Origin of the sequence: Pseudanabaena sp. UWO310 (assembly GCF_006861605.1) — a bacterium.
In the GTDB taxonomy this organism is placed as follows: domain Bacteria; phylum Cyanobacteriota; class Cyanobacteriia; order Pseudanabaenales; family Pseudanabaenaceae; genus Pseudanabaena.
In genome coordinates this window covers 19,590-32,789 of sequence record NZ_SELU01000066.1, presented here as the reverse complement: position 1 = coordinate 32,789, position 13,200 = coordinate 19,590, and the positions used below count along the sequence as shown (strand labels likewise).

The following is a 13,200-nucleotide window of genomic DNA, read 5'->3' as shown; positions in this document are numbered from 1 at the left end:
ATATTTCTAAGAAATGGACAATGCCCATTCGCGATTGGAAACCCGCCCTTAATCGATTTGCTATCCTCTTTGAGGATCGTCTCCACATCTAGCTTCTAGACTTTACACAAAATGCTTGACAGTCTCGCTTAAATCTCTATGCCAACAGGGAAATTATCATCAAAAATTTGGGTGATCGAATAAGAGCAATCTTTTGGCAAATCTTTATAATCTAGAGGTGTTTCTCTTACTACCAAATCCAAAGCGGACTCATAGCCATCGGCGATCGCTTCATCTAGGTAAGATTTCAAGCTAGGATTTTTTTTGATTAACTTTTTAATCTCACGGCGTTGCTCTCTGATTGTTGATCGCCAACTCTTGCCACGTAAATTGGGTTGTAAATCCCACTTGAGCAAATGTCCCAATAAAACCCCAAAACGGTTCTCCAATTCAGACCTCTTCTGATTACCCAAAGATTCTATCTCTTCCGCTAAATTCTCTAAATCTAAATCATCCAACTTACCTAAGCGTAAACGCTTGACCTGTTCAACTGTCCAATTATAAAAATCAGATTCATAAAGTACTGTTGATGTCATGATACTCACCGTATTAGTTTAGGCTACGAATTGATATAACTCTTCTTGTGATTGTATACCTGAATTATTTGATTGAAGCGATCGCTTTATTTTAATTTTTTGGGAATAGGAGATCGCTGTTTTGTGAAATGAATGATGGGGCGATCGCTTTATTTTAATTTTTTGTGAATAGGCAATCGCTGTTTGATAATTAGATGGATGGGGCGATCGCATTTGATCGAGTAAGCTAGAAGCACAAGATCTCAGATTATGGAGACAATACCATGACATTAGCCGAAGTAATTCCAGCAGCACGACGACTTACTGCGATCGAAAAGCTCAAACTAATTCGTGTTCTTGTAGAAGACTTAGATATTGCTGAAGATATTGTGCCAATTGAACCATTTAAAACCTATGACCTGCCGACCCCTTACGATATGTTTGGTGCTGGTGCAATTTTAATGGAAGCTCTCAAACAAACAGACACAACTCATCAATAACTTATGAGATTCAAGTACTCCACCAGTAGCCCAAATCAAAACGAATTTGATAGTCTTCCAAGAATTCCACTGACATTACAGCAAGGCGATCGCATAGTTGAAACGGTTGGCTTAGTCGATAGTGGCGCTACGATTAACGTCTTGCCCTATGAGATGGGATTGCAATTAGGGAGCGTATGGGATGAGCGCAAGGCTATAATTCAATTAACAGGTAATCTTGGTAATCAACAAGCAATACCATTTTCTGTAATCTCTCAGATTGGAGGATTTGAGCCAATCAAATTAGTGTTTGCTTGGACAAATAACCCAAATGCTCCATTGATTCTTGGTCAAACCAATTTTTTTCTTGAATTTGATGTTTGCTTCTACCGTTCCAAGTCAGAGTTTGAAATTAATCCAAAATCGTAAATCTGGCGATCGCATTGTTTTTATTTTTGGTGAATAGGCGATCGCTGGTTAGTGATTTGAATGAAGGGGCGATCGCATAATCTGAAAACATATACTTGTGAAGTAAGCAATAAAAACGAGAATCCAATGGCATATAGTAACTTCACGCTAAGACAAGTCGAAAAAGACTTTCATTTGCAAATTGAAGAAAAAATTGATCTGTTTGCCCATGTCACATCGATCGCTCCTAGTGACGACATTAAAAAGATCCTCGCCGAAAATATCCCCCTTGCCCTTGCTATTAACACCGAAAAAGGGCGATCGGAATTTTTGATTGCCCCCACACTGTTAGAGCTAAGACGGCGTTCTCCAATACCGATTAGTCTATTTTCTGGCACAGAATTTAGCGTTAGTCCCGAACAAGGACTTACAGGTTATTGCGATTATCTAATCAGCTTATCCAAACAACAACTCAGGATTAGCGCCCCAGTAGTTGCGATCGTTGAAGCCAAAAACGAGGATATTAAATCAGGACTTGGGCAATGTATTGCGGAAATGGTCGCGGCTCAATTGTTCAATGAACTAGAAAACAATGATATTGATACCGTTTATGGCATCGTCACCACTGGGGAAATCTGGAAATTTCTGCAAATAACTGAGCAAATTGTAGAGATCGATCTTACGGACTACTACATCACAGACATTGGCAAGATTCTTGGTGTTCTCTTAAGTTTTGTTTCCACCACAACAATTTAAAAATGCTCTCAACTACTTTTAGCTTAGTAATCTTGAAATAAGGCGGTCGCTCTTTGGTGAAATGCATGATGGGGCGTTCACGGTATCAGTTGCTGCGATTTTAAGAATTAGCGCTAATGTAGAATTGAGCAGCTTGACGAGCATAGTGATGAACATAAAGGAAGCACGATGATTGATTTTGCGGTTAACGGGACTTTAATGCGTGGGTTAGAGCTAAACGCCAACTTACTGAAGGTCGGGGCTACATTTGTTAGAGAAGATATTACTGCGCCTATATATAGGCTTTGGTCGATCGCCGATCGCCATCCTGCCATGCTCAGGGTGCAGGAAAAGGGACAGGCGATCGCTTTAGAAATTTGGTCAATTTCTCCCGTCGCCTTGGGGGAAATCCTATTGTCGGAGCCAGCGGGTTTATCTATTGGTAAAATTCTTTTGTCTGACGGACAAGAAGTTTTAGGGGTTTTAGGGGAACCCTTCCTATGTGAAGGGCAGAAGGAAATTACAGAATATGGTGGATGGAGAGCTTATATCAAACATAGTAATGTTTGATACAAACACATAGTTGCCGCCAGTCTTGTTAGGACAACATAAAACCCCAAATAGTGTTGCCGCGCGGAGCGCGGCAACACTATTTGGGATTTTATACCAAATCACAAAATGGCGTAGCCATTTTGTGATTTGAAAACCCTTACTGGGTTTGGTTTTTAATTCCTAAAAGTGTAGCCACACTTTTGAGAATTGGTATTATGTCCTGATCCAGTTGACGGTAGCTATAAATCCCCAAAAGATAAGTGGCGGCGCTTCGCGCCGCCACTTATCTTTTGGGGATTGTTTATTTGATCGGAAGTTTTAGATGAGAAGGATAGTCGGAACCGTAAAAAATTTGTTGCGTTGCTTCGACGAAATCGCTAACTGTGGCTGAAGATGGAATCTTTTGGGTATTAGAATGTCGTTCGATGATCGGAAAAGCCGAACTAGCGATCGCGATGCCAATTCGATGTCCTAGGGCGAAATTCTGACAGGTTGGACGTAGCTGAATGCGATATTCATGGACTGTGTCAGGCTCGACCCACTCAGGCTTAGTCCAATCCTTGCGGAACTTCGCTCGCAATACACCCATTGATACCAGCATTTGCTTCCCATCGGGATAAATATCTAACAACTTTACTACCCAGTCGGTGTCTGGAGCGGAAGTAGCAGCATAAAGGATAAATTCGGGAATGCCAGCGATCGCTAAATCTTCCTCTAGGATTTCACTTTGATAAACCAACACATCCCAACGCTGATGCAAGTGACATTGGTTGTAAAAACCATAGGGGGTTGAAGGGTTTGGATTGCGTGGATCGTAGACGTAAATATCTGGTAATTGCTGATTGCGAGTTGGCGATTGACTTAGTTGTTTTTGGCAAGAAAGATAGAAGTTCTTAGTATGGGAATCCTTGGGGAATTCTGGCAGATCGAGCCAATGGTTTTTTCCCATTAGAAAAAGCTGCACGGGAGCGCGATCGCTAATACCGTTCTCAAGTCCCTTGAGCCAGAAATCGAACCAATCTATCTGCAAGCGATCGATTTGGGAAACGGCCGCTTCACCAAAATCAATTTCCCCTACCTTGGGCAACCAAGGCAAATGTTGCCAAGGCGCAACTACTAAATGCTGGGGCTTTCGGGTGACCTTTTGGGCGTGATGATAGGTGTTAATCGTTGCTTCGATAAAAATATCCGCCCATCCTCCGATATGTAAGGCGGGTAAATCAAAGCGATCGAAGTAACTGAGCGGATTGAGCTTTTGCCAATAGGGATCGTCAGCCTGTTGATTGCCGATCCAATCAAAAAAGAAGGAGCCAAAATCGCCAAATTCTTGATTTTTAAATAGTTCTATCGAGTTTAGGGGAGCGCTCTCTAACCACTTTGCCATTTGCTTTTGAGCCGCAAAAAGTAGGGATGCTTGGGGTTCCTTTTTTAAGTACCAAGCGCGATTTTGGGCTAATTGCAAAGCCCAGCCTAAATCAAAATCCAAGCAGACCGCACCCCCAAAATAGAACCAACCATGATACAAGTCAGCGGTTGCCATGCTCGGACAGATCGTTACCAATCCTTGCGGTTGCATTACCGCAGCTTGAAATTGGGTTACGCCTTGGTAGGAAAAACCATACATCCCCACTTTGCCATTACTGCCTTCTAATTGATTCGCACACCATTCCACCGTGTCAAATCCATCTTCGTACTCATTTCGTAATGGATAGAACTCGCCTTCAGAAGTGCCGCAACCTCTGACATCCTGAATGACCACGATATAGCCTTGGCTGGCATACCAACTGGGATGGGCGTAGGTGCAGGTGGAAGCGATCGCGCGACCGTAGGGCAGGCGCATCAATAGGACGGGTAAAGGTATATCGACATTCTTGGGGCGATAAATATCAGCCGTCAAATGAAGGCGATCGCGCATGGGGATTTTGACCTGCCGCTGCACGTTAACTTGTGAATGGAAAGCAGTTAGTTTCGGGGGCATGGTATATCCTAGTCTTGTTGCCAGTCGGGAAATACTTTCCGAATTTCAATGAGCAGATCGTCTAATTCCTCTAAAGCTTGGATCACATCAATGCTCAAGCTACCTAAATTATCATTAAGCGACAACTGTACTAATAGTTCGCGTTTGCTAGCGATCGCAACAAATCTTTCTTTGAATTTTTCTTTGATGGCTTCTGAATTGGGCATATCGAGTTTTTGTAAATTTGCTTAGGCTTTCTTGACAGTCATTTTAACTCAAAAAAAGATGAGTGGCGGCGCTTTGCGCCGCCACTCATCTTTTTGGGTTTTATAGCTTTTGTGAATTAAAAAACAAACCCAGTAAGGGTTTTCAAAGTTCAAAATGGCATAGCCATTTTGGGAATTGGTATTACTCTATTTGCTTTGTAGTTGTTCTAACCGAGCCTTGAGAATCTCCTGCTGTTTTAATGATTCTTCTAGTTCGGCGCGGGCTGTGGCGACAACTTCAGGGGGCGCTTTTTTGATATAGCCTTCGTTATTCAACCGTCCTTGACTGGAGGCGATCGCATTTTCTAGCTTTTTGAGCGCACGTTCTAGCTTGGCGACCAATTGCCCGATATCGACTACGCCGACAAGGGAAACGATCGCCTGTACGGTTCCCACCACGCCCGCGATCGCTTCTTCGGTGGCGGAGGCATCAACGGAGGCAACGATCGCTAAATCTTCCACCTTGGCTAGATCGAAAATGTAGCTTTTGCCTGCTTCCAGCAAAGCCCTTTCGCGATCGCTATCGGATTGTAAGATGACCTTAACCTTGACACTGGGTTTAATCTCCGCTTCAGCACGGAGATTGCGAATGGTACGGATCGTGCCGATTAATAACTGGAACTGCTCCTCTAGCTCTGCATCGATCGGTGCAGTATCAACTTCAGGATAGAGCTGAATTGCCAAAACGGGGCGATCGCTGGAGGGCTCGCTCGTACCATAGGTGAGTAGCTGCCAAATCTCCTCCGTAACATGGGGCATAAATGGATGTAGTAAGCGCAGGATTCCGTCTAATACAAAAGCAAGGGTTTGCTGCACCGTCGCGCGAGAAGTCGGATCGGCATCTTCCTGCAAACGGGACTTGACTAACTCGATGTACCAATCACAAAAATCACCCCAGAAGAATTCATACAGGCTTCTAGTCGCTTCTCCCATGCTATAGGCATCTAACTGCTCGCGTACTTGTAATACGGTTTGGTGATAACGCGATAAAATCCAGCGATCGGCTAGTTCTAAATTCTCTTGTATACCTTCAGCGGTATTCAAGCCGCTAAGATTCATCATCACAAATCGCGAGGCATTCCAGAGCTTGTTGGCGAAGTTTCGGGCGGTTTCTACCGTGGTGGATTCATCGGTTTTGCGATTGTAATCAAGACGAATATCTTGACCTGCGCCAGTGACCTCTTTAACCAGAGAATAGCGCAGGGCATCGACACCATATTTGTCGATCAGAATCAAAGGATCGATGCCATTATTCTTGGTCTTAGACATCTTCTGGTTATTCTCATCGCGCACTAGTCCGTGAATGTAGACCGTGTGGAAAGGCATTTTTCCCGTAAAATATCCCGCCATCATCGTCATCCGCGCTACCCAGAAGAAGATAATGTCAAACCCCGTTACCAGCACGCTAGTGGGGTAGAAAGTTTGGAAGTCCTGCGTCTGTTCTGGCCAGCCCAAAGTGGAGAATGGCCATAAGCCTGAAGAAAACCAAGTATCCAGTACATCGGGATCCTGCTCTAAGGTGATATCTGCGCCAAATTTTTCTTTGGCTTGGGCACAGGCTTCGGCTTCGTTACGGGCAACAAAAATTGTGCCGTCGGGAGCATACCAAGCAGGAATCTGATGTCCCCACCATAATTGGCGAGAAATGCACCAATCCTTAAGACGAACCAACCAATCGCGATATACTTTGCCCCAGCGATCGGGCACGAATGTAGGCGAGTTCTGCCGATCGAATTGTTCGAGGGCAAAATCCGCTAAGGGCTTAATCTTGACGAACCATTGAATGGACAGCAATGGCTCCACGGGTACTTTGCCGCGTTCGGAATGGGGAACGGTATGGGTATAGTCTTCGATTTTTTCTACCAATCCCAACCCATCCAGTTTGGCGACGATGTTCTTCCTTGCTACAAACCGATCTTGTCCTTGAAATTCCCCACCATTTTCATTGATGGAGCCATCCTTATTGAGAATATTAACGAGGGGGAGATCGTGGCGCTTGCCCATTTCAAAGTCGTTAGGATCGTGGGCAGGGGTGATTTTAACGCAGCCACTTCCGAATTCGCGATCGACATAGGCATCGGCAATAATGGGAATCTCCCGATTCACGATCGGTAACATGATCGTTTTTCCAATCAGAGATTTATAGCGATCGTCCTCAGGATTTACGGCAACAGCAGTATCACCTAACATGGTCTCAGGACGGGTAGTCGCCACCACCAGATGCCCCGAACCATCAGCTAAAGGATAGCGGAAATGCCAGAGATGTCCGTTGACTTCTTTGTTATCGACTTCGAGGTCAGAAACGGCGGATTGGGAAGCAGGACACCAGTTGACGAGGTATTCACCGCGATAAATTAAGCCTGCTTCGTAGAGTTTGACAAAGGATTCTATAACGGCGTGGGACAATCCTTCATCCATGGTGAAACGTTCGCGAGTCCAGTCAGCGGATACTCCTAGGCGGCGCAGTTGCGATACAATCGTACCTCCCGATTGAGCTTTCCATTCCCAAGCCCGTTCGAGAAATTTTTCGCGACCAATTTCTTGATTGGTTTTTCCTTCTGCCTTGATTTGTTTGTCGAGAATAGTTTGTACGGCAATACTGGCGTGATCGGTTCCAGGTAGCCAGAGGGTATTAAACCCGCGCATCCGATGGTAGCGAATGAGAATATCGATGAGCACTTCTTGAAAAGCATGTCCCATGTGCAAGCTGCCCGTAACGTTGGGCGGCGGAATCATAATGCAGTAGGGTTCTTTATCGCTTTGACTAGCTGCCACAAATACGCCACTTTCCTCCCAATATTTTTGCCACTTAGCTTCAGATTCGAGAGGATTATATTGTTTTGGAAGTTCGGTCGTACTCATAGCAGGTTACTTAAAAATTGGGAAACTTAGTTGATGTTGATCTTCAGCTTATATTTTATAGTGTTTCTCCCGATTAGTTCGTTATTTGAGTACATTGATGAGTATATTGATGAGTACATTGAGTAGTTAGGCATAATTAATTACAACCCAAAACCCGTAAAGCTGCGTCCCGTAGGGGCGCGACTTTACGGGTTTTGGCAATAAGTTTTTGAGCACAAATCACGACCCAAAAGATGAGGGGTGGTGCAAAGCACCACTAATTATTCGCTTAATCTTTGTGTCTTAATCGGGAATGGTGATACATAAGAACGGCGATCGCTATAAACAAGAATTAATGCGTTATGTGGCGATAACAATCATTTCAGAGTCTTGGCAAAAAACTTGTTAAATTTGGCTTTTAGGGACATTCTATGGTTTTATTCTATGGTTTTAGTGTTTACAATAATAGGTTTACAAATGGAGGGATATGCTTGTTAAACGGTCAGATTTTTAATAACATTTAATAAGAAGTGAACTGGATTTTAGGATAGGGTATATATCGATCTCAGGTGCTTTGTGGGAGCGCACTTAGAAGGGGGGCAATTCCACAAAGCCAAAAATCTACAAATGATTTAGGATTACTATATGCTTAAGATGCGTTAAACTAATGCTCCAATCCTCAACTCTATAAATTTCATGAGATGTTGGTAATACGGTACTATTGGTAGGAGTAATCACTTTGGAAGTCGCGCAACTGTTAGACTTGTATAGACAGGGACATCGTAACTTTTCCAATGTAGACATTAGTAATGGTCTATTGCGTAGTGTCAGTCTAATTGGTATTGATCTAAGGGGAGCTACTTTGAACAAGGCTGACTTGAGTAGCGCCAATTTAATTGATGCTAATTTAACTGGAGCAAATTTAATTGAAACAAATCTGAGGGGGGCAATGTTGAGAGGTGCTAATTTTGCCGATGCAGACTTGAGCTGGGCAAATTTAACTTGGTCAAACTCCTCAAATAGCCGATTTGTGCGTTCTAATCTCAGTGTTGCTAATTTTAGTGGGGCGAATTTAATTGAGGCGGATTTTACGGGAGCCATCTTGAAGGGAGCAAATCTTCGGGGCACAAATTTGCGCGGGGCGATGCTGAAAAATTTGCGAACCTGTGCTGATACTGATTTTACGGGGGTGCGTAATTTAGACGAGCGAATGCGTTTATATCTTTGTACGGTTGCTAGCGGTACACATCCATTTACTAAAAATGACAGCCGCCAAACTTTAGGCTGTCCAATTTAATTCTATAGCTGCCGCCAACTGTATCAGGACATAAAACCCCAAAGAGAGTTGCCGCGCGGAGCGCGGCAACTCTCTTTGGGGTTTTGATTTTGTCCTCACAAAACTGGCGGCAGCTATATAGAGATAGTCGGCACAAAAAAGCGCCGACTATCTCTACCTCTTTTTTGATGTGGTGGTTAACGTGAGTTCGGGATAATTTGAAACTGGCTTTGAGAAAGGGTTTGCGTAGCAAACCCTTTCTCAAAGCCCAAAAGTAAAAGCCTTGCGTAGCAAGGCTTTTACTTTTGGGCTTTTAAAATTTGCCAGCTTCACCCGAACTGACGTGTGGTTAAGGCTGCTCGGTAAGTTGGAGTAAATAAGGAAAAGAGGTGTTTTCTTCGTAGGAGCCAATCCACACCTCATAGGTTCCTTCGAGCCAGTCACCACTAATTTCTGGATTGCGATCGCTGGCATCGTCACTACACCAGATTCCCCCTGGCCCGCGCACGAGCATAATCGTATCGCCAGAGCTTTTAACTTGCAGCTTAAGATAGCGAAATGCTTTTGTCAGTGTAATTTTATGATCTGGGGTTGAGTCAATAAATCCGATACATTCCCCCGTTTCAGTTGTTTTTCGCTTTGAGGTTTTCTGAGTTTCGACCCCACCGCCACTAATGCCGCGCAATTCGATTGTCTTAGGTGAAAAGTTGGGGGCGATCGCAATATCTTCAAACATTTTCACAAAACTAGCCTTTTTGCTGGAGCTAATTTCGGGTTTCTCAGGTTGGACTATGGGGCGCGAAATTTCAATGCTTGTGCCTTGGTTGGTTTGCGATCGCACTGCTGTAGCCACAGCTAACATCGTGGTGGTTATAGCTGCAAGGGTAATTAGCGATCGCGCTGCAAATTTTCTCATGACACAAATATATTGGCTCTAAGAGATGGATTTTAGCATTAGCCACAACGGAAAACCAGATTCTTTTATAATCGAGCCAGAGCTGGTATTGCGATCTCCGAGCCAAACTAAAAACGAACTTTTACTGCGAGGTGAAAATTATGGTTACTCAATATCAAGTTCGGTTGTTTCACAATGGACGCAATCAAACTTTGAATATTCCTCATGCATTGGAAATGCCTAGTAATGATGTGGTTATTCGTAGAGATGGTGAAAGACTAATTATTGAGCCATTTAAGAAAAGATCTTTATTGGAGTTATTGGCAACGCTGGAGGATATTGATGAAGATTTTCCCAATGTTGATGAAGGACTAGTTCCACTTGATAATATTCAGTTTTAGCTATGACTTATCTCTATTTGCTGATTGCAGCGCATGGTTTGGCGCTCAATTTAACGGTTGTGACAGCAAATATACGTGAATTTTTCCATGTGCCAAATTTGGTGGTTGAGAATTGGTTGATTTAAAAATTCTGATTTTTTAGGTGGCTCTAAGACGTGGATTTTGGCATTAGCCGCAACGGAAAACCAGATTCTTTTATAATCGAGCGAGAAGTTATGATAGGAGCGAGGTGTTTAGCAATGACAGTAATCACTAAGGAATACCTTAAGCAAGAGTTAGACCAATTTAATGATCAACAACTAAAGCAAGTTGCAGATTTTATTGCTTTTATCAAGTTTCAAACGAGATGTAGTCAACCGACAGCTGATATTAGTCAGTTTGCTAATCTCTATCAAGAGTTCGCGCAGGAAGATCGAGAACTGGCTGAAGTAGGGATTTCTGAGTATGCGGAACTTTTGAGCAGTGAGGACAAAAATGAAAGTAGACCGTGGTGAAATCTGGTTAGCGACTCTCGATCCAACTCAAGGCTCAGAGCAAGCTGGCACTCGTCCAATTATCATTTTTCAAGAAAACACAATCTCTAAATTCACCAGCACTATCATCACAATTCCCCTCACAACTAACTTGCGGCGGGCGGCTCTGCCAACTTGTTTGTTAATCTCTAGTGATCAAGGTGGCTTAAGTCAAGATTCAGTTGCACTCTGCCATCAACTTCGAGTACTTGATAAAACTCGATTGATTAAAAGATTAGGACAGTTAGACTCAGGGTTGATCGCTGATCTAGAAAGTATCGTTTTGTTTACGCTTGGGTATAAAGCCTGAATTTTGGCAGATTTGGCGATCGCTCTGCAAATTTTCTCATGACACAATATATTGGCTCTAAGACGTGGATTTTAGCATTAGCCACAACGGAAAACCATATTCTTTATATAATCGAGCGAGAAGTTGTATGGACGCTATCAAACTTTGAATATTCCTCATGCATTTGAAATGTCTAGTAACGATGTAGTTATTCGTAGAGATGGGGAGAGACTGATTATTGAGCCATTTAAGAAAAGATCTTTATTGAAGTTATTGGCAACGCTGGAGGATGAAGATTTGCCCAATGTTGATGAGGGCTTGACATTTATTGCGATTGAAGTTACATTAGAAGATGACAAACAAACACGTATCGTACTAGATCAATAGATACATATTGCGTATACGTTAACTAAATTAAATAAAAAAGCAAGCGGATGCTGGTAACACCTACTTGCTTTATCTCGTTTATCACTGTAGTTACAGTGCAAACGTACCTACTACTAAAAGAACCAAAATAAACGCGTCGTTCGCATTTATTTGTCCGCGCAGAACTGCCAAGACAATGCCAAGCACTGTAATTGCACAAAGAATCTTCATAAATTCTTCCTCTAATTATTTAAGCTACTAGTCAAAATCAAGTTTAAGACTAGTTATCTACAAAAAATCAACGAACAGCGTAGAAGTTGCTTTGCAGAGCAATCTCTATGCTTAATTTGTATAGATTTAGAAACTCTAGCACGTATACATTGACAAAGGCAAATAATAGGTAGTATTAAGCTTCGTTTAATGCTACCTATTAATATTGAACGATGGCTAAACTTTACTATCGTGGCATGGCAGAGCATAACGACAAGCCGAAAATAGGTCGGAGTGCTAGGCTGCTGGGAGTTAGACCTAGTATTGATATAAATGTTGAGCAAATGCCAGTAGGCTATCTCGACAAGCAAGGGTACTTATTGGCAGAGTCAGAATGCGAAATTCGAGGGGAGTTTGTCAACGTCGCAATCAGAGATCATAAAGGAATGTCTGTTTCTCTCTCCATTGACGGCTTACCAGATTTTCGTAAACCTGCCAACTTTGGCGGAACAGGTAAAGATCCACTTTGGTAAGTGATCTTCTACTCTTCAGAAATACCAAGCGATCGCAACTTTGCCGTTAACAATTCCACCTGTTTCTGGGCAGCATCAGCCCGTTGCCTCTCAGTATTTGCCGTTTGACGCTCTATCTCAGCCTGTTCCTCAGGGGTGAGATAGCGATCGCCTTTTTGATCAAACCAGCTTAAAACTTCACGCCCGAAGCGATCGCTTGGCAAGACACAACGTCCAATCCCTAAGCTGATCTCTGGCATCCATAGAGGTTCACCAATCTGTAATTGGTAATCGTCATCAACTAATTTATAAACCTCAAAAGGCAAATGTCCATCGCGCCGCCAGAATTGAGGATTGTAAATTACATAATATTTGATACCTAATTGGCGATAAATCTCTAATTTCTTGCCATATTCATCGCCATAGGTATGGGATACCACTTCTAAGGTCAAAATTGGTGCGGTATATTCCTCTTCCCACATCACATAGCTGCTACGGGATCCACCATTTTTGCGCCGTTCCACTCCCAAGCTCAAAAATCCATCAGGAATTACAGGAACTCTAGGACTTACGCCAGTGGTGTGATAGATACCCATATCGACACCAAAGTACCAATCATCGCGATTTTTCCAAATATATTCCAACAGAAATAATAGTAAGTTAGGTAAAAAGTTTTGGTCTTCGTTATCCACAGGCGTATCGTCAGAATCGGGTAATTCATCGCTGGTGGGTAGATATTGGCGATCTATCTGTAGCATCGGCTAATCCCAGAAGTATCCTAGCTATTTGGATTTTACTATACAAGATCAGAGTGGTGGCGCAAAGCGCCGCTACCCTCACAGCAATTACCGATCAAACCCCAAGAAGAATTTTGAAAGCTTTGCTTAGCAAAGCTTTCAAAATTCTTCTTGGGGTTTGGTTTGATCGCCAAGGGCAGTATCTTGGGT

The 13,200-nt window shown here is 43.0% G+C and carries 16 protein-coding genes and 2 pseudogenes; 11 read left to right on the top strand and 7 right to left on the bottom strand.

What is annotated here, in order from left to right; genetic code table 11:
- Positions 1–128: 128 nt before the first annotated feature.
- Both PseudUWO310_RS18725 and PseudUWO310_RS18720 read right to left on the bottom strand, forming a co-directional pair.
- Positions 129–575 carry a DUF29 domain-containing protein gene (locus PseudUWO310_RS18725; protein ID WP_142603964.1) on the bottom strand — a complete coding sequence of 149 codons (447 nt, stop codon included), beginning with the start codon at positions 573–575 and terminating at the stop codon, positions 129–131.
- A gap of 18 nt (positions 576–593) precedes the next feature.
- Positions 594–845, bottom strand: a complete 252-nt coding sequence (locus PseudUWO310_RS18720) for a hypothetical protein (protein ID WP_142603962.1) — start codon at positions 843–845, stop codon at positions 594–596.
- On the opposite strand from PseudUWO310_RS18720, the gene PseudUWO310_RS18715 reads away from it, so the two are divergent.
- From PseudUWO310_RS18715 to PseudUWO310_RS18700, 4 genes are all read left to right on the top strand, one after another.
- Complete coding sequence (locus tag PseudUWO310_RS18715; protein ID WP_142603960.1) at positions 839–1,054, top strand: hypothetical protein; 216 nt, start codon at positions 839–841, stop codon at positions 1,052–1,054. The two genes, PseudUWO310_RS18720 and PseudUWO310_RS18715, sit on opposite strands and share 7 nt — an antisense overlap.
- Positions 1,055–1,057: 3 nt before the next feature.
- Positions 1,058–1,462: a hypothetical protein gene (locus PseudUWO310_RS18710; RefSeq protein ID WP_142603958.1), complete on the top strand. Its 405-nt coding sequence runs from the start codon at positions 1,058–1,060 to the stop codon at positions 1,460–1,462.
- 126 nt (positions 1,463–1,588) lie between these two features.
- Positions 1,589–2,197 carry a hypothetical protein gene (locus PseudUWO310_RS18705; protein WP_142603956.1) on the top strand — a complete coding sequence of 203 codons (609 nt, stop codon included), beginning with the start codon at positions 1,589–1,591 and terminating at the stop codon, positions 2,195–2,197.
- A gap of 168 nt (positions 2,198–2,365) precedes the next feature.
- Positions 2,366–2,746 (top strand): glutamyl-tRNA amidotransferase, encoded by a 381-nt coding sequence (locus tag PseudUWO310_RS18700; protein ID WP_142603954.1) that lies wholly within the window; start codon positions 2,366–2,368, stop codon positions 2,744–2,746.
- 283 nt (positions 2,747–3,029) lie between these two features.
- On the opposite strand, the gene PseudUWO310_RS18695 is transcribed toward PseudUWO310_RS18700, so the two are convergent.
- The 3 genes from PseudUWO310_RS18695 to PseudUWO310_RS18685 form a co-directional block, all read right to left on the bottom strand.
- A complete protein-coding gene (locus tag PseudUWO310_RS18695; RefSeq protein ID WP_142603952.1) occupies positions 3,030–4,706 on the bottom strand; it encodes a CocE/NonD family hydrolase in 1,677 nt (558 codons plus the stop codon).
- Between the two features lie 8 nt (positions 4,707–4,714).
- Positions 4,715–4,912, bottom strand: coding sequence for a hypothetical protein (locus PseudUWO310_RS18690; protein WP_142603950.1), 198 nt, complete (start codon positions 4,910–4,912; stop codon positions 4,715–4,717).
- Positions 4,913–5,098: 186 nt separating this feature from the next.
- Positions 5,099–7,813 carry a valine--tRNA ligase gene (locus tag PseudUWO310_RS18685; RefSeq protein WP_142603948.1) on the bottom strand — a complete coding sequence of 905 codons (2,715 nt, stop codon included), beginning with the start codon at positions 7,811–7,813 and terminating at the stop codon, positions 5,099–5,101.
- 718 nt (positions 7,814–8,531) lie between these two features.
- Here PseudUWO310_RS18685 and PseudUWO310_RS18680 point away from each other — a divergent pair.
- Entirely contained in the window at positions 8,532–9,089 is a 558-nt protein-coding gene (locus tag PseudUWO310_RS18680; protein WP_142603946.1) for a pentapeptide repeat-containing protein, read from the top strand.
- A 328-nt stretch (positions 9,090–9,417) separates the two neighbouring features.
- Here PseudUWO310_RS18680 and PseudUWO310_RS18675 read toward each other — a convergent pair whose 3' ends face one another.
- Positions 9,418–9,984: a hypothetical protein gene (locus PseudUWO310_RS18675; RefSeq protein ID WP_142603944.1), complete on the bottom strand. Its 567-nt coding sequence runs from the start codon at positions 9,982–9,984 to the stop codon at positions 9,418–9,420.
- Between the two features lie 140 nt (positions 9,985–10,124).
- On the opposite strand from PseudUWO310_RS18675, the gene PseudUWO310_RS18670 reads away from it, so the two are divergent.
- The 6 genes and pseudogenes from PseudUWO310_RS18670 to PseudUWO310_RS18645 all read left to right on the top strand — a co-directional run.
- Positions 10,125–10,364 carry an antitoxin gene (locus PseudUWO310_RS18670; protein ID WP_142603939.1) on the top strand — a complete coding sequence of 80 codons (240 nt, stop codon included), beginning with the start codon at positions 10,125–10,127 and terminating at the stop codon, positions 10,362–10,364.
- Positions 10,365–10,381: 17 nt separating this feature from the next.
- Positions 10,382–10,489: pseudogene (locus PseudUWO310_RS24010) on the top strand (type II toxin-antitoxin system VapC family toxin); the annotation flags it as partial.
- A 114-nt stretch (positions 10,490–10,603) separates the two neighbouring features.
- Positions 10,604–10,858, top strand: coding sequence for a hypothetical protein (locus tag PseudUWO310_RS18660; RefSeq protein ID WP_009627537.1), 255 nt, complete (start codon positions 10,604–10,606; stop codon positions 10,856–10,858).
- Entirely contained in the window at positions 10,839–11,186 is a 348-nt protein-coding gene (locus tag PseudUWO310_RS18655; protein WP_142603937.1) for a type II toxin-antitoxin system PemK/MazF family toxin, read from the top strand. Before PseudUWO310_RS18660 ends, PseudUWO310_RS18655 begins: the two co-directional genes overlap by 20 nt.
- Before the next feature lie 144 nt (positions 11,187–11,330).
- Positions 11,331–11,552, top strand: coding sequence for an antitoxin (locus PseudUWO310_RS18650; protein ID WP_223805749.1), 222 nt, complete (start codon positions 11,331–11,333; stop codon positions 11,550–11,552).
- A 422-nt stretch (positions 11,553–11,974) separates the two neighbouring features.
- Positions 11,975–12,271: pseudogene (locus tag PseudUWO310_RS18645) on the top strand (hypothetical protein); the annotation flags it as partial.
- A gap of 11 nt (positions 12,272–12,282) precedes the next feature.
- Here PseudUWO310_RS18645 and PseudUWO310_RS18640 read toward each other — a convergent pair.
- The gene (locus tag PseudUWO310_RS18640) at positions 12,283–13,011 is read right to left on the bottom strand and encodes a Uma2 family endonuclease (RefSeq protein ID WP_142603934.1); all 729 of its coding nucleotides are present in this window, start codon (positions 13,009–13,011) and stop codon (positions 12,283–12,285) included.
- Between the last annotated feature and the right edge of the window lie 189 nt (positions 13,012–13,200).